This is a genomic window from Pseudoalteromonas sp. QJM3NY_12 (genome assembly GCF_056173165.1).
On record NZ_CM149661.1, the window covers coordinates 2,028,216 to 2,046,162 of the forward strand.

Genomic DNA, 17,947 nt, shown 5'->3' on the forward strand with positions numbered 1-17,947 from the left:
CCCAAAAAACTGGAGGTGATAGTACAGGAAGAAGTAATAACCAAACCGGTAACCTTAAACGCAGCACAATACCGTAATTCAATACGCAAAAACTCAAAGCCAATTAAGGTTAACACATTAATATTTTTTTAGCTCTATTAATTGGGATTTATTTTTGAAGATTCATCGATTTATTACTTTCTTTGTAAGTTTCTAATTTTTAACGGGATAAACAGCTCATAATTTGTGTTTTTTATAAACAGAGTGCACTTTTTTAAAATATGGCTGATCTGCACAGCTTTTTGCTAACTTAAAATAAGAAAACCACCTTAGTTTTAGGTGGTTTTAAATTCTAATTATTTAACTTGCCAATCAATAACACTATCTGCTTTGATTGGTACAACTTCTGAGTCCCCTAGCGAATAACTTGCTGGCACTGTCCAAGGTGCTTTCTCTAAGGTAATAGTGTCTGTATTACGCGCTAGACCATAAAAATCTGGGCCGAAGTGACTTGCAAAGCCCTCTAACTTATCAAGCGCCCCAGCTTCTTCAAAAGCTTCAGCATAAAGTTCAATAGCTGCATGCGCAGTATAAGCACCCGCACAGCCACATGCTGCTTCTTTTTTGTCTTTGTAATGCGGGGCTGAATCCGTGCCTAAAAAGAATTTTTTACTACCACTTGTAGCTGCCGCCATAAGCGCTTGTTGATGAATATTACGCTTTAATATAGGTAAGCAATAATAATGTGGGCGTATACCCCCTGCTAGCATATGGTTGCGGTTATATAACAAATGATGCGCAGTAATTGTAGCTGCTACATTATCCGAAGCGTTTTCAACAAACTCTACCGCATCTTTTGTTGTTATATGTTCAAGGACAATTTTAAGCTCAGGAAAATCTGCGACAACGTCGCCTAAAATAGTATCTAAAAACACTTTTTCACGATCGAATATATCAATAGAAGAGTCAGTAACTTCACCATGGACAAGTAAAAGCATGCCAACTTCTTGCATTGCTTTTAATACTGGATAAATATTTTTTACTGATGTTACACCAGAATCTGAGTTAGTTGTTGCGCCCGCTGGGTAGAGTTTAGCTGCAAAAATTTTACCTGTCGCTTTTGCTTTTTTTATTTCATCAGGCGTCGTTTTGTCAGTAAGGTAAAGCACCATTAAAGGTTCAAACTGCCCTTGAGGTTTTGCAGCTATAATTCGCTCTCGATACGACAATGCGGTTTCTGTACACGTAGCTGGCGGAACTAAATTTGGCATAATAATCGCGCGGCCCATATAGCGGCTAATATCACGCACCGTATCTTTTAACTGATCTCCATCACGTAAATGAACATGCCAATCATCGGGTCTAGTAATCGTTAAAGTTGTCATTTTGCTCGTCATCGTAAAGTCCTAATGCTTAAGTTAACTGATCATAGGCATATGGTGATTTCGAGTAAAGGGCTTATTAGAAATAATCCTCAGATACAACATATAAAGTTAACTTTACACTTCATGATTCTCATTTAACGTTTTATTTTGTAGAAACGTTAATATTAGGTTAACGTATGTACCTTTAATAATAATTATAAGGCCTCCCAAAGCTGCCTATGTCGAATACTATCGATACCACTAAAGCACTCGAAACTAAAACGGATCAATTGAGTATAATCAATCAGTTCTCATCAAGTTTATTGCAACTGAATACGTTAGAAGCGCTTTTTAGTTACGTCACCACACAAGTTGTTAATCGACTTGGGTTTGTAGATTGTGTTATCTACTTAGCAGATGACAGTCAGTCTTTGCTAAATCAAGTAGCTTCTATGGGTATTAAAAACGGGCATATCAGTTATCAATCTGAGCGAAAAATCATTCGCTTTAGCGAAGGCATTACAGGTTATGCAGCATCTACAGGCCAAGCTTTAATAATTGGCGATGTAACTAAAGACAACCGTTACATAGCTGACGAGCGCCCGGCTCAATCAGAAATATGCGTACCCTTGATATACAAAGATCGTGTCCTAGGGGTTATAGACTGTGAGCACCCAATAAAAAATTACTTTACTAGTTCACATTTAGAGATTTTAACCACCGTAGCTCACTTACTAAGTGCAAAAATCAATCAAGTGAATACCGTTAATAGCTTGCAAGACACTGTTATGCAGCTAAACAATGCACAAAAATTAGAAAGCAGCCTACTGCAAATAGCTAATTTAACTTATAAAGCACAAAATTTAGACACCTTCTTTCAATCTTTGCATGCGATTATTGACAGCTTATTGACTGCGAGTAACTTTTTTATTGCGCTGTACGACAAAAAAGAAGACGCGCTCGACTTTGTTTATACTGTTGAAGGCGGTGTACAAACAAATACCCACAAAGTTATTTCAAAAGAGCAACTAAAAGAAACAGCCTCTTACTATTTGCTGATCAATGAACGCCCACTGTTACTCAATAAACAGCAATACTTTGAACATATTGCACAAGGTCATTTTAAGCTAGTAGGTGAACAAGCGGATTCATGGCTAGGCGTGCCTTTTAAAGTTAATGAGCGCATGAGTGGCGTTATTGTCGTGCAAAGCTATGACAATCAACATTATTACAATGAACATGATAGCTCGTTGCTAACCTACGTAAGTCGACAAATAAGCATGGTTATAGATCGGCATTTAGCTCGTCAAGAGCTTGAGCACAAAGCGCTGCACGATGAGCTAACTGGGCTTGCAAACCGGTCGCTATTAATAGAAAGGATGAAGCATGCAATTTTACGCCTAAATCGCGCAAAAAAAGGCACTTTTCATGCCCTGCTCTATCTGGATTTTGACCGCTTTAAAAGTATTAATGATTCATTAGGCCATGAAGTAGGCGATCACTTTTTAATTGCTATATGTAAGCTTATTACTGAAACCGTTCGCAATACCGATACTTTCTCTCGCTTAGGTGGCGATGAATTTGCTATTTTCATGGAAAATCTTAGTCATCGTGATCAAGTAAACGTTGCCCTGACTCGTATTAAAACGGCACTATCTGAACCCGTTAATATTGATGGCCATTTACTGCAACCGTCCACCAGCATTGGCGTAGCATTTAGTGGCAACGAAAATGATGAAGCATTTGTATTATTACAACAATCCGATGCGGCTATGTATGAGGCAAAATCATCAGGACGTGGTCAAGTTAAGTTTTTTAATAATGTGATGCGTAATAAGCTAAAAACGCATGCAGATCTTGAAAACGACTTACAGCACGGTATTGAGCATAATGAATTTGAACTGTATTTTCAGCCTATATTTACTATTAACAGTAGTGAAGTTATAGGGTTTGAAGCTCTCGTACGTTGGCATCATCCAAAGAAAGGGTTTGTATCACCGAGCGACTTTATTCCAATTGCAGAAAAGACCGGGCAAATTATTAACTTAGACTTGCATTTACTCGACCTCGCAGCGCAACATATTGCTTTGTGGCAACAACAAGGTCATCGCTTTTTACGTGTCACGGTTAATGTGTCGTCTCGACACTTTGCCAGCTTAGAGTTTGTAGAGCAGCTCCATGAAATTTATAAAAAACACCAACTACCATTAGGCTCATTGTGTCTTGAGATAACAGAGTCGGGGTTAATTGAAAATTTAGAATTAGCGACGCAAATTATACAAGGATTATCGCCTTTAAAAGTGTTGCTTTGCCTAGACGATTTTGGCACTGGCTACTCTGCCTTAGGTTACTTACATCAACTGCCTATTCATGTACTAAAAATTGATAAAAGCTTTATTGATAATTTAAAAGCTACTGCTAACCCGTTAATAGATGCTATTTTAACCTTGGCTATTTCTTTAGATCTTATTGTTATAGCCGAGGGAATAGAAACCGCTGAACAACTTACTATTTTACAAAAAACCCAATGTGATTACGGGCAAGGCTTTTTAAAATCAAAACCGGTTACAGCAAAAGAGGCTATTTCACTAATACACACCCCTCTTTAATAAGCTAAGCACAGCTGGAATTTACAACCTCAAGTATTCAGGATTAAACTGACCACTGTGCTTACTCGCTTTAATACTCTTAAATAACTTAACCCAGTTTGTAAGAGCATACCAATTAAGCCTTGATGCTAACCTTAACAACATGTTTTACAACAACATAGTAATTGTTAAAAACATAACTTATTCCATAACCAAACTCACCCTACACTGTTTTTAATTTCTGTTTAACTATTAAACCTAATTTATGTAATTCACCGATATAAAAATTCATTACAAACTTTTAGATAATATTAGGGTCTATTGATTTCACAATCATCGACAAGCCCCCATTTAACACCTTAATTTAACATGAGCTAAATTCAACAACAAACAAATAACAAAACATCATCTGACTGTGTAAAGTTAATAAATTTAATGTTTGCAGTAAAAAACACACCAAATCTAATTATTATAGCCATCTAGACGTTGAAACGATTTTTAGATAGGCGTAGTATGTAGTTAATCTAAGCAATACTCACCACAGCCATGAGATTTATTAAAGATGATTGACATTAAACACCTAAAAACTATAGCGACCCTCAAAGAAACGGGATCGTTAGTTAATACAGCCCGCGAGCTATTTTTAACTCAGTCAGCTTTATCGCATCAGATTAAAGATTTAGAAAATAAATTAGATTGCCAGTTGTTCGAACGAAAAACTCAACCAGTCCGATTTACACCTCAAGGTATGTTATTACTTGAATTGGCACACGAAATATTACCTAAGTTAGAAGCAACTAAATGCCGATTAAAGGAAAGTTTAAATCAGCCAATCTCACAACTGCGGTTAAGCGTAGAGTGCCATGCATGCTTTCACTGGTTATTGCCTACTATTAAAGAATTTAATAATTTCTGGCCTGACATAAAGATTGATTACGAACGTGGTTTTAGTTACGACGCCATCCCAGATTTATTAAATGATGAATTAGACCTAGTGCTTACATCAGATGTGCGTGAACCCGACAAACTAGAATACGCCCACCTATTTGACTTTAAACTTAAGCTAATAGTGGCGCCGGATCATGACTTAGCTAAAAAAGCCTACGTAACTGCGCTTGATTTAAAAAACGAAACTATTATTTCTTACCCTATTCCGCGTGAGCGCCAAGATATATTTAAGCATTTTATTCAAAATGCACGTTTTGACGGCACGCTTAAAACAGTTGATCAAGGCTTACTTATATTTCAATTAGTCAGTGCAGGTATGGGGGTAGCGGCCCTACCCGACTGGCTAGTTACCCCTTATGAAAGCCAGGGGTTAATTAAGTCAATTCCATTGGGCGCACTGGGTTTAACCCGCCCGATGTACTTAGCGATGAAAAAAGAGATGAAAGACAATCCAGTTTACCGTCACTTTTTAAACACCTGTAAATTAAATAACGGTCGATAAATCTAAAACTTATGAGTAACATGTTAGTAAATATATTCAACCGTGTTACTCATTATGTTTGAACTTAAAAAAATACTGGGCGGCTTACTTATGCCGTTACCTTTACTGGGCTTGCTTAGTCTGATACTACTTATTTTTGCACTCAAACAACGAAAGCGTGTTATTACCTTATCTTTTTTGAGTCTCGCAACCTTATTACTTGCCAGCACGCCTTGGTTTGCCAACTTATTGATTAAACATAATCAACCTACTTCATTGGCTTTTAATTTCCTTAAGCACCCCAAAATAGACAAAATTGTGGTGCTTGGCTGTGATATAAACCCTAACCCGGCACTCAGCGCTAACAGTCAGCTAGGAAATTGTGCATTAACACGTTTAGTGGAAAGCATTAGGCTCGCAAATATATATCCGCGAGCTCAGCTAATTGTATCGGGTGGGGGTTATGAAAAAATCACCAACAGCGCACTCATGTATAAAACGGCAATTAGCTTGGGTATTAATAAAAATCGTATTGTACAAAATCCAAACGCAATGGACACAGCGCAAGAAGCCGCATTTTTAGCCTCAAAACTTGTCGACTATAATACCGCTTTAGTTACCTCTGTAAGTCATATGCCCAGAGCAATAAATTTATTTAATGCTCAAGGCATCACTGTGATCCCCGCAGCAACTGACTACCACAACTTTGCAGCGTACCCTTGGTATAAGCAACTCATACCCAACGCAAAAGCATTACTAGTAGTGACTCAATTTGCCCATGAAGTTGTCGGTGATGCATGGATAAAAATACGTCGTACAATAAATCCGGAAGCTCTTTGATTTATTAAATCTTTATTTAGCTAAATATATTATCCCCCTGAAAAACCTCGGTAATTAGTTTATTAACAGGGGGTATTAAAAAATAAAAAACACGATTAGCTATAAACAAGCCTATATTTGTTATTGTTGATGGGTTTTAACCTCTGCAGCCTGGTTCCAAAGACGATACAGTGTGAGCAAGAATACACAAAGAAATAATAAACTGAGGGCTGTTAGGTTCTCAACCCCTAAAGAATCAAAGGTAGCGCCAAAAGTAAAGCCTCCACCAACTAAAACAACGACCCAAACCAGTGCAGAGCATGCGTTTAATAGGCTAAAACGGCGCCAACTAATCGAGGTGAGCCCAATCGGTAGAGCACCAATAGTACGAAGCCCTTTTGGATACCGATATAAAAAATGTAGGCAGTACCATAACGATTTGCAAGCTCAGAGGCTGTTTTAAATAACCGACCTAGTCGGTTTGGCTTTTCAAGCCATGTAGTGCCATATGTTCTTGCGAGAGCAAATCGTAATTCATCCCCCAAATAGCCGCCCATAAAAGCCGCCAGAGCAACATAACCAACATCAAGTGCACCGGTATGTGCAGCATAGCCTGCAAATAAGGGTAACCACCCACTTTTTAAAGCACAATAACCAAAAAGTAACAGATAAACCAACAACCCATATTGCTGTATTAAATCTAACATACCTTCCATTTGATACCTTTACGTTGAATTGCCTGGCGGCGAGAAAATAACATTTTAATTTAAACGGGATAATTGCAGCGAAAGATCTGTTATGTACCAATGTAATAGAAGCTTCCTTTAGCTTGATAAAGTAGTTAGTTTTTTTTGAAGATTTTAGATAACCTACTCAGGATAAATGATGAGTAGGCTACATTAATGACATTGCTTTTACGGCAAGCGTTTACACTGGGTTATCTATATCAATAAATGTTACGTCAAAACTATATTGCTCTGCGAGAAGCTCTCCCAGCGCTTTAATACCGTATCGCTCAGTGGCATGGTGACCTGCAGCAAAAAAGTCGATATTTTGCTCGCGTGAACTGTGAATAGTTTGCTCTGATGCCTCACCGGTTAAGTAAGCATCTAACCCCTGCTCGGCTGCTAAGTCAATATACCCTTGCCCACCACCAGTGCACAGCGCAATGGTTTCAATTTTATCATTACGCACTAAGCTTGTTAGTGGCTCGCGATTGAGTACTTGGCCTATTTTTTTAGCAAATTCGCACCCCGTTAGCGGCGTTTTTAACCGCCCCTTCATCGCGACACTGTTGTTAATTGGCTCTAAACCCGCCTCAATTTCAATATCGAGTAATTGCGCCAGTTGAGCGTTATTGCCTATTTCAGGGTGAATATCTAATGGCAAATGATAAGCAAATAAATTGATATCGTTAGCTAAAAGCGCAGCCACACGACGCTTTTTCATGCCTGTAATTGGTTGCGACTCACCTTTCCAAAAATAGCCATGGTGTACCAAAATAGCATCCGCATTTTGTTCAATGGCGGCATCAATAAGCGCTTGGCTTGCTGTAACACCGGTTACTATAGTACGTATTTCATCTTTACCTTCTACCTGAAGTCCGTTTGGACAAAAATCGTTAATGGTTTCTGGTTTCAATAACGTGTTTAACAGTTGATTAAATTCTCTACGTTGCATACTGCTTACCTTACTTTGCACTGAATTTTGTACAAATTTTGGCGGTTATGCACTAAAAATGAAAGGAAAATCGCAAAAAATTGAAAAACAGTTCTAAAATAGGTATAAATACCTCTTCTTTATCTGTGAAAACAACGTATAGGGTCTCTGATGAGCAAACTAGACAAAACAGAAGTGTTATCTGCCTTTGAAGCTGCATATGAAGCTGCTAACGGTAAAAAACCTGAAATAACAACTAAACCTGGCTGGTACAGCGTTGATGGCGGCAAGAATATGCGCCTAGCTGATGTAGCAGAGCTGACTAAAGAATTAAGCTCTGGAAAGTCTACAAAAAAAGCTGCAGTAAAAGCACCCGCTAAAAAAACTAAAAAAGCTGCTCCTGTAAAAGCACAGAAAAAAGCGCCTTTCACCGTGATCACTGAGAACGAAGAAGGTTATACAGCAGAAGAGCTTTGGATAGTAGAGCTTGCTCGTAAAGATCACGACTGTCGCCTACCGCGCGGTGTAGTGTAATTTACTGAGTGCTCAGTTTAAAAGAAACCGCGTTAAGCGGTTTTTTTATGCCCGTCACTTGTTATTAACTACATAATAATTAATCTGAGCTCTAGCTGTTTAGATAAATACAGCATAAAAAAAGCGACTGACTAGCCGCTTTTTTTATCAGTAAGCCTATATATTATTCAAAAAATAATGGGGCACGTTGTTTTTTACCAACTTCGTTCATCGTTGCTGCGTCGAACAAGCGGCCGTTGATCATGGTGTAATCAATTTTGTCTGAATCACGAATGTTTTCCAGTGGATCGCCATCAATAACCATTAAATCTGCCAGCTTACCAACCTCTAATGAGCCTACGTTTTTATCTAAGCCTAGGTATTTAGCAGGATCCAGCGTTGATGCTCGAATAGCCTCAAGCGGCGTCATACCACCTTGAGCAAACATCCACATTTCCCAGTGCGCGCCTAAACCTTCACGCTGACCATGTGCACCTAAATTAACCAGTACACCTAAATCTTGTAGTTCAGCTGCCACACGTGCATTGTTAAAGTGGTTATAGTGATGATCGGGCGCTTTAACACGACGCATTGAACGTGGTAGTAATTGATTTTTTGGCACAAACTTGCTCAACCGAGGATGATTCCACACATCAGTTTTATCGTACCAGTAGTTTTCACCCCAAATACCGCCATAGGCAACCACCAATGTAGGTGTATAACCTACATCACTTTGTGACCACAACTGCTTAATATCATCATAAATATGTTCAACCGGAATGGAATGCTCAATCCCTGTATGCCCATCAACCACCATACTCAAGTTATGTTGTAATAATGAGCCCCCTTCTGGCACTACCATCATTTCAAGTTCACGACCAGCCTCAATCACTTGCTGACGCTGCTCTCTGCGAGGTTGGTTATAAGACTTAACACTAAACGCCCCTACTTTTTTCAAGCGCTCTAAATGAAATTTAGCATCATCTAATGAATCAATATGCGAAGTATAACCAGGCATATTCGCGCCATATAAAATAGTACCAGTGGAGAAAATACGCGGACCAACAATCATACCGGCTTTTTGCATTTCACTGGCAGTGAATATTTCAGTGGTGTCGTTTGATGGATCGTGGATGGTGGTAACACCTAGCGCAAGGCCTGCAAAGTTTTTCCAATTTTGTTGTGGGATAATTTCATCGCTTGCTTGTGAGCCATGCGCATGCGCATCAACCATACCAGGCATAATTGTTTTGCCTGTTACATCAACTATCTTAGCATTTTTTGGAATGCTAATATCTGCAGCAGAGCCAATAGCTTTAATATGTTTACCATCGGTAACAATAACGCCATTTTCAATGACTTTTTCGCCGTCCATGGTAATAATTTTTGCGCCAGTTAAGGCAATCATGCCTTCTGGTTCAGCCATTTTTTTGCTAAAACCAATGTTAGTCCCACTTTTGACTTTAACGCCTTGGTCATCGGCATTATTAATAGCAAACATTCCCTCTAAACTGGCATGGTATAGCTCAGGGCCAAGTGTCCAATAGAGTTTATTGCTGTTGGCACTCCAGCTAATATTTTCACCAGCACGAACAGATAATTGCTCAATTGGAAATTGGCTGTCTTTAGGGCCAATATTAATGGTTTTGCCACGCTCAACAAACGGTGTTACAAACACTTTAAAGCGCTCTGCAAATGCTAAATACTCACCATCAGGCGATACCCTAAATTCAGTGGCATGCTCTGATTCATAGAGTTTGCGCACTTTTTTACTTTCGAGCTCAACCACACTTAACGTTGGTTTAGGCCATGGACTCATAACATAAACACGATCGTTGGCACTACCAAACTGCGGTTGGTAACCACTTTTAGAAATTAGTTCACTCTTACCACCTTTAGTGCTAACACTGTAAATACCAGGGTGTAATGACCATTTAGGATTTAAAATGCTGCCGCCGCTGGCTTTACGATATACCACTGTTTTGCCATCAGGGCTAAAAGTAGGCTCTACATATTTACCCGGTTCATTGGTAATAGTATCGCCGCGACCACTTCGTGCAGAAACAACGCGCACTGTGCCTTGTTGATTATCGTCCCACGTGGTGTAGACAATTTTTTTGCCATCACGCGAGTACTGTGGAAATAACTCATAATGATCGGTTTGCTTGGTTAAACGTTTGATTTTTCCTGAGTCTAAATCGCGTTTATAAATATGACCCAGTGCTTCAAACAATGCCGTTTCACCATCTGGGCTAATTTGTACATTTCGCAGCATTTTTACATCAAATTCTTCAGTATCGATATTTTGAGTAAAGCGCACCGCTTTTTGAATTTTTTTCGTGGTGTCTATTTTGAATGCAATATCGCTGACAGATTTATCATCAACATTGAGTTTATGAATGGTGCCACCAGCCCAAAATACTAACTCTTCATTATCTGGTGTCCACGCAATTGTTGGGTATACCCCATGAATAGCCCATGTTTCTTGCATATCGCGCTCTAGCTTGTCATATAGCTTGGTATGCTCACCGCTGGTTAAATCGTATAAGTACAAGCTAGTTTGAAAGTCATCACGCTTTACATAGGCAAGTTTTTTACCATCCGGTGACGGAGTTGGTCTGATTGCCCCACCCATACCACTAATAATCGTTTCTATTTCACCGGTTTCACGATCATAGCGCTTAATTTTATAAATACCCGCAACCGAATCTTTTGAGTAATGAAAGGTTTTACCTGGGGTGGCATCATGAGAAAAATAAACATAACGGCCATCAGGTGAAAACATCGGCTCGCCTAAATCTTTTTGATCGTTTTCACGTTTAGTCAGTTGTACCCCTTTACCACCCGCTTTATGATAAAGCCAAACTTCACCCGCGCCCAAAGAACGACTGGCGGTAAAGTGCTTACGTGCAACTAAATAATCGCCATCAGGGCTCCATGCCGGGCTATTAAGTAAACGAAACGTTTCGTCCGTTACTGCAGTTTGATTCTCGCCATTAACGTCCATAACCCAAATATTATCACCGCCACCCTGATCTGAGGTAAATGCGATATGTTTACCATCTGGGCTAAAACGCGGCTGCATTTGCCATGCGATATCAGAGGTTATTTGAGTGGCTTTACCACCACTCATTGGCATAGTGTAAATATCGCCCAGTAAGTCAAATACTAGGGTTTCTCCATCAGGGCTTATATCTACGTTCATCCATGTGCCTTGTTGCACACTAATTGATGCATCTACAAATTGCCCTTTTGGTGAATCAACTTGCCATTTTTTTTCATCTGTTTGCTCTGCGTGTACTTGACCCAATGCCAATGAAACCGATAACGCAAGCGCTGTTTGCAGCATTTTCTTCATGCTTATCTCACTTATTATTGTTGCTGTGTGTTGCTCTATTACATGATTGCAACAAAAACGCTAGCAAGTTACCAGCGTAATAGGATGAAGTGCATAAAATTAATGCCAAACAATAGGATCAAATTGATAAAAATCCACCAGCAAACGGTAAATCTCGGGGTCTTCACGGCGTAAATCTGCGGGTTTTTCTAAGAACGTTTCGGTGATCACCGCAAAAAATTCTGCCTCATTTGTGGCTCCGTAGCTATGAATAACATGCGGCATGTTATAAGCAACGTGTGTTTTTAACTGCGAAAACGCTCGGCTAAATACCTTGCCCCATTGTTGATATTGGGCCTGCGATGACAGCAGTGGCGTGCCGGTGGTTTTACCGGTTTCTTGATCAAGTTGATGCGCAAACTCATGAAACACTAAATTGTGCCCGTCACTGGGTAAGCGGTTACCCTCAAGTACATCATGCCAGCTTAGCACCAATGTGCCTCCAGGCCACGACTCACCTTGCCTTACGGTGTTATGAAAACTAACAAGGCCGGCGTTATCGCGACTTTCTTGAGGCGCGTAGTACGCACTGGGATAGAGTAAAATTTCTTTCACGTTTTTATACAAAGGCCAGGGTTTATTTAGTACCAGCAGGCAAGCATCGGCGGCAATAATGAGTTTCATTGCTTCAGTTAGTTGCAACCCATCACAGCCAACAAAGCGCTTTTCATTTAAAAACCACACAATATGAGATGCTAACTTGGCTCGATCTGCATCAGTCATTTTGTTATAGATTGGCATAGCCCGCAGTAACAGCGCATGCTGTTGTGGGCTTAAAGATAAATTACTGTATTTACGGTGCCACAGAGTATTTTGAATATCAGGCCAGCGCCAAAAAATAACGACAAACGCAAAAAGTAAGAAAATCAATAATCCGTTTACCATTTAATAGCCCAATAATTATCTATACAGTATTAATTGGTCCATAAAACTAGAATTCAATTATTTAGCACTAAATAAAAAGCCACACATCTGTTAGAGCGTAGCCTTTACTTTAGCTAGTTTACTGTTTATTTGTAATCGTTCTAACGATACAGAGGCTGCCATGCACATGTACGATAGCCATATCGTTCAAAGTAGAAACGATTACAGTTGGTATCATAATTACTTGAGCCAACATCTATGCGATGTTCACTTATATATTTATTATGCAGAGAAACCTGTTGCCCGTTATACAATAAAGTAAAATGAACATGAGGACCTGATGATTGGCCGCCCTCACACAATGCTTGATTATAATTATTGGCATAGCGACCTAACCATGCACCAGGTTGAACATAGTCACCACTGCTATATTGAAGGTTTGACATATGGTAGTAGTTGGTTGAATAGCCACTGGCGTGTGTTACTCGAATATTGCAGGAAGAAAAGCGAGTTACCGTTCCGCCATGCGCAGCTTGAACAAACGGAGTATTAGCGCCCCAGCCACCAGAGCCATTGTTAAAATCAAGTGATGAGTATGGGTAGCCAGAACCTGTATTTGAGTGAGCACCACCACTGTACCAATAGCCAGACGGCCATGGTAAATTCATTTCAAAACTAGCCGCTAAAAGTTGTTTTGCATTATTTTGATCTACACTATTCAATGAACGTTGCAATTGACTAGTGTTACTAGGAAATACACGGTCAAACGCAGCTAAAAACTCTGTCAGAGTCTGTCGATTATTTTTAGAGTTTGATGCCAATTTATTACTATCTGCAAACAGACTTACTAGAGCCGCAGTTGCAGCTGTGCTACTCGTAGTTTGGGTTGCCTGGTTTCGTTTTTTTAACTTATCTTGTGACTCTTGCCACTGCTTATAAGCATAAAAGCGTTGACTTAATTTCATCACCACGTCTTTTACTTGCGCATCAAAACCGAGCTTGTCTGTTATACCAGCTAAAGGGTTTTTAATATCAGCATTTGGGTTTGAAAGTAAGCCACTTTGTTGCTCTATCAGCGCTAAAATTACTTTTGGATTAATGCTGGTATAACCTGCCCAGTGTAAAATGAGCTCTTTTTTATCTTCAATTGCTGACGCATGTAAAGAAAAAAAGTTATCCCAATCTACGTTTAATAATGAGTCATTAAACACAAATTGCGTATCATCAATAGTCAGTAAAGAGTTAAGCTTGAGTGATGCTAAAGCCTGTTTAGTAAACAAAAAGTCATCATGCTTATCGCCTTCTGCTAATACCACGGGTGAGGCCCCTAGAAGACTTGCGAATGTAATATTAATTATCTTGTTTTTCATCTTATATTCCTTAAGTAAAAAGCAAAAAAACCCCCTAATGGGTACACAAGGTATAGCACCCAAGATAAAATAAAGTTAATTAATATTACTTATGCTTACATATAATTACTTAATGAATTAACTTAACCTACACAAATAATAAAGAAGTTGAAATTATCTATATGATAAAAGCTGTCGGAAAAAACGATTTAACGCATTAAAGCAGCTCTTTTTAGGAAGCTATACACTCAACCCTATTTCGGCCATTGTTTTTTGCCTTGTATAAAGCTTGATCAGCACGAGATAATAACCGATCGTAATCATCGACGTTATCTGAGTCAGAAACACCAAAGCTCACGGTTACGCTAAGCCCTTGGGCAATAGACGAAAAGTCTTTATTTTCAATTTCTTTGCGTAATTGTTCACATAATTGCTGTGCTTGCACAGTATTCATGTCAGGAAATACAAATGTGAATTCTTCACCGCCCCAACGAGCCACTTCTTGCTCGCCTTCACAATGCGCTTTAAGAATATTGGCGACTTCACATATAACCTGATCGCCAATCAAATGAGACCAACCATCATTAATGCGTTTAAAGTGGTCAATATCCATAATGGCAATCGCAAGCGGAGTATTACACGCTTTAAAATCTGTAAAGTTGTCGGCCAGCCAACCATCAAATGCACGGCGATTCGGTAAGTCGGTGAGCTGATCATGGGTAGCTTGATAAGCAAAGGCACTTGCTTGCTCTTGCAGTGCTTGGGTTTGCTTCACCACTCGGCTAGTTAGCTCTTTTTCTACTTGCTTATAGCGATACAAGCGATAACGATATGCACTATATATGACAACCACAAAAATAAAAAACACCACTAGCTTAAAGCTGGTTTTTTGCCAAAAATGCGATTGAATTTCAAAATGAATCACTTTGTCATTTTGCTGCCAATCGGTATTAGGATAGGCAGAACGCACTGCAAATGAATATTTACCCGCGGGTAAATTAGTATATTCAGCTGTTGCAATATGAAAACGATCAACCCATTCATCGTTAAAGCCTTTCATTTTTGTTTGAAAGTTTAATCGCTGCGGCATGATAAAACTTAAGCCCGCATAATGGAACGACAGTCGTGTAACTCCAGGTGGCAAAACAAGTGTGTCACCATCAACAGGCAATAACATGGGTTTACCATCTACAGAAAAGCTTTCTACAATAGTTGGTAACGGTATCTCGGTGGCTTCTTTTAATCGTGCGGGTTTAACCGTACTCACCCCTTTTGCGGTGGCAAACCAAATAGTACCATCTGAATGCGCTGTAGCCGAAGGCGTTGACCCTCCATTGGCTTGCGCACTGAGCATGCCATCGCCCTCATCGTATAATTGAAAAGCTAGCGTCTGACTACCTTTTGTAGCTGAATCTAGCAGCTGATTAACCTGCTTATAATTAACTTCAATAATGCCACGGTTACTTGATAGCCAAAGTGAATCTTTAAAGGGCACAATTTGAAAAAGCTTATCAACCGGTAATCCTAACTCCCTCCCTAAAATAGTCATATGGCCATTTGAATGTTGATAACGCAATAAACCTCTATCGGTCGCCATCCAGGTATATTTATCGTCAATATAAAAGCCAAACGCATATTTAGCCAAAAACGCTTCAGGGAACTGAATTGGTTGAAATTTCTCCGTATTGGTATTGTAAACTACTACGCCATTGCCAGTTCCTATCCAAATATTTGCCCTCTTATCTTCACTCAAAGCTAGAATAAAGCCACTCGGCAACTCTTTCTCATTAGTAAATTGGTCTAAGCTGCCGTCGGTATTAACTCGCGTTAACCCCATGGCTGAACCTACCCATAAACGATTTTTTGAATCAAAAAGTAACGATCGTACTTCATTACTACCAAGGCCATTATCACGATTTAAGTAAGGTACAAGCTCGTTATTAACCACCTTCAACACACCTGAAGTGTATGTACCGACCCAAACATCACCTTGGCTTTGTTCAAGTAAGCTCAATACTGAATAAGGAGAGCCTTGCTTAGTACCTTTAAGGTGGGTAATTTTATTGTTTTGCAGCCGATCTAAGCCTGTACTCCCGCCTATCCATAAACTGCCATCAGAATGTGACAGTACCGTGCGTACATAATCGCTAGATAAGCCTCGCTTTTTTCCCCACGATGAAAACGGGGCTTCTCTTAACCTAAATACACCCGCGTTGGTCCCTACCCAAATACTGTTTTCTCTGTCTTGTAATAACGACAATATGCGGTTTGCAGGTAAGCCATTTTTAGCATCTAATTGCTCTATGCCATCAACACTGAGTCTAAATACCCCTTTATTAATAGTGCCAAACCATAAATCACCATGGTTATCTTCTAATAAACTAGAAATAGGCTCAGCACTAAGCTGTGGATGGGGTGACTCGAACACATTGCCATTTAATACTCGCGCACCTCTTTCACTACCAATAACAAGGCGTCCTTCACGGGTAATCAATAGAGTATATACAGGTGCATCTGGCAAACCATTATGTGGAGTCATCAATGAAGCCGTGTAGTTAACTATTTTATACAGGCCATCACTGGTTGCAGCCCATATAGTGCCCTGCTTATCTTCAATTATTCTGTAAGCACTGACGTTTTGTATTATTGGGATATCTTGAGTGCTTTTGGCAGGTCGATAAAACACACCATCATTTTCAAGTGCCAACCACAAATCCTCGTTTTTACTCTTAAATACGTGATTAACCATTGCTTGGGCATTAGGTTGAGTGTCCCATTGTCGGTGCTGATATAAACTAATACCGCCGCGCGCTCCGGCTATGAGTAAGCCGCCATCGGATGTGGGGGTAAGCGCTCGTATGCCTGAATCGGGCAAATCGGTAATTTCTGAACGGGTAAATAGCTTAAATTCTTGACCGTTAAAGCGGGCAAGCCCTTCCCAAGTACCTACCCATAGATAGCCATCTTGTGTTTGTGCAAGGCTATTAATGCTATTGTGAGGAAGACCCGAACGGGTGTTCCACGTTTCAAAAAAATAATCACGCAACGGCAGGCGAGTCTGTTGCTGAGCATCAACAGTAAAAATCACCAACAAGAAGCATAAAATCACCAAGCGATTCATCAGACACTGCCTTTATAATTATTAGTTTTTATATTTGAGTAAATTCAAGGTGAAAATTTAATTAAAAAACATCACCAACAAATAATAACATAAGATTTACAACTTTTTCATTAAGTATTATCACTCAAACTATCAAATGTATGTTGCAATCGTTGGATGAACTTAGCCACATGTAGTCCATCTAATAACGCATGATGGACATCAATTGATAGTGGCATTTCGCCTGTATCGGGGTTGTATTGACCAAACACAAATTTAGGGATGCCACAGCTTTGGCCCTGGGTAAACGCATGCGAAAAGCTGCTAAAGTTTAACCAAGGTAAAACAGAAACGTGAATGAAATCAGCTTGTCCTTCAGTTGCTGCAAAGGCATCAGAAAACAGCGGGTTTAACCTTGCTTCATGACTAATCGCTTTTGCTTTATTAGCAAACTCATTTAACGAGTTTTGCTGTTTAAAATAACTAAAGCGAAACGAGTCATCATCGGCAAGCTCAACAACACTCGCGCGCATGGTGTTTAAATAATAAGGTTTTTGATTAACAATACGCAGCATCATCGGCTCATACTCATGACATGCTTTTAATAAGCAATAAACATAACCATGAAAAAAAGCACGATTAGTTTGCTTACACACGGTATATAGCTTTTTAGCATTGAGTCTTACACACACATTAAAATAAGGCTGAGTGAAGTTTTGAAACAATTCAAAATGTTGTTTGCGCGGCCACTGATCAAAATCAATAGCCCGAAGAGATAAATCGGCAGAAGACATAAATTATACACAGAGCAAAAGTAAAATTTTACCTCGCTTTGCCTATATTCGCATTAACTAAAATGATGCTTTGGGTGTAGTTATACCAAAGT

Annotated in this window: 12 protein-coding genes; 4 read left to right on the forward strand and 8 right to left on the reverse strand. The window is 39.5% G+C overall.

All coding sequences use genetic code 11. The annotated features are described in order from the left end of the window. Positions 1 to 335: 335 nt before the first annotated feature. The gene (gene pyrC, locus AC0VZ5_RS09345) at positions 336 to 1,376 is read right to left on the reverse strand and encodes a dihydroorotase (RefSeq protein WP_475472539.1); all 1,041 of its coding nucleotides are present in this window, start codon (positions 1,374 to 1,376) and stop codon (positions 336 to 338) included. 206 nt (positions 1,377 to 1,582) lie between these two features. Between pyrC and AC0VZ5_RS09350 the strand changes: the two genes are divergently transcribed. From AC0VZ5_RS09350 to AC0VZ5_RS09360, 3 genes are all read left to right on the forward strand, one after another. After that, positions 1,583 to 3,952, forward strand: coding sequence for an EAL domain-containing protein (locus tag AC0VZ5_RS09350; RefSeq protein WP_475472541.1), 2,370 nt, complete (start codon positions 1,583 to 1,585; stop codon positions 3,950 to 3,952). 541 nt (positions 3,953 to 4,493) lie between these two features. Then, a complete protein-coding gene (locus AC0VZ5_RS09355; RefSeq protein ID WP_138609418.1) occupies positions 4,494 to 5,381 on the forward strand; it encodes a LysR family transcriptional regulator in 888 nt (295 codons plus the stop codon). 54 nt (positions 5,382 to 5,435) lie between these two features. Further along, positions 5,436 to 6,200, forward strand: coding sequence for a YdcF family protein (locus tag AC0VZ5_RS09360; protein ID WP_475472543.1), 765 nt, complete (start codon positions 5,436 to 5,438; stop codon positions 6,198 to 6,200). A 305-nt stretch (positions 6,201 to 6,505) separates the two neighbouring features. Here the strand turns inward: AC0VZ5_RS09360 and AC0VZ5_RS09365 are convergent, their stop codons facing one another. After that, the gene (locus tag AC0VZ5_RS09365; RefSeq protein WP_475472545.1) at positions 6,506 to 6,895 is read right to left on the reverse strand and encodes a hypothetical protein; all 390 of its coding nucleotides are present in this window, start codon (positions 6,893 to 6,895) and stop codon (positions 6,506 to 6,508) included. 211 nt (positions 6,896 to 7,106) lie between these two features. Then, positions 7,107 to 7,859 (reverse strand): Nif3-like dinuclear metal center hexameric protein, encoded by a 753-nt coding sequence (locus AC0VZ5_RS09370; protein WP_138609424.1) that lies wholly within the window; start codon positions 7,857 to 7,859, stop codon positions 7,107 to 7,109. Between the two features lie 150 nt (positions 7,860 to 8,009). Here AC0VZ5_RS09370 and AC0VZ5_RS09375 point away from each other — a divergent pair, with 150 nt between their 5' ends. Further along, a complete protein-coding gene (locus AC0VZ5_RS09375) occupies positions 8,010 to 8,372 on the forward strand; it encodes a hypothetical protein (protein WP_010388549.1) in 363 nt (120 codons plus the stop codon). 163 nt (positions 8,373 to 8,535) lie between these two features. On the opposite strand, the gene AC0VZ5_RS09380 is transcribed toward AC0VZ5_RS09375, so the two are convergent. The 5 genes from AC0VZ5_RS09380 to AC0VZ5_RS09400 form a co-directional block, all read right to left on the reverse strand. After that, positions 8,536 to 11,709 (reverse strand): amidohydrolase family protein, encoded by a 3,174-nt coding sequence (locus tag AC0VZ5_RS09380; RefSeq protein ID WP_475472548.1) that lies wholly within the window; start codon positions 11,707 to 11,709, stop codon positions 8,536 to 8,538. A 99-nt stretch (positions 11,710 to 11,808) separates the two neighbouring features. Next, positions 11,809 to 12,633 carry a M90 family metallopeptidase gene (locus AC0VZ5_RS09385; protein WP_475472550.1) on the reverse strand — a complete coding sequence of 275 codons (825 nt, stop codon included), beginning with the start codon at positions 12,631 to 12,633 and terminating at the stop codon, positions 11,809 to 11,811. 140 nt (positions 12,634 to 12,773) lie between these two features. Beyond that, positions 12,774 to 13,982 carry a M23 family metallopeptidase gene (locus tag AC0VZ5_RS09390; RefSeq protein WP_475472552.1) on the reverse strand — a complete coding sequence of 403 codons (1,209 nt, stop codon included), beginning with the start codon at positions 13,980 to 13,982 and terminating at the stop codon, positions 12,774 to 12,776. A 211-nt stretch (positions 13,983 to 14,193) separates the two neighbouring features. Further along, a complete protein-coding gene (locus AC0VZ5_RS09395) occupies positions 14,194 to 17,082 on the reverse strand; it encodes a ligand-binding sensor domain-containing diguanylate cyclase (protein WP_475472554.1) in 2,889 nt (962 codons plus the stop codon). 110 nt (positions 17,083 to 17,192) lie between these two features. Further along, positions 17,193 to 17,855 carry a CatA-like O-acetyltransferase gene (locus AC0VZ5_RS09400; protein ID WP_475472556.1) on the reverse strand — a complete coding sequence of 221 codons (663 nt, stop codon included), beginning with the start codon at positions 17,853 to 17,855 and terminating at the stop codon, positions 17,193 to 17,195. Between the last annotated feature and the right edge of the window lie 92 nt (positions 17,856 to 17,947).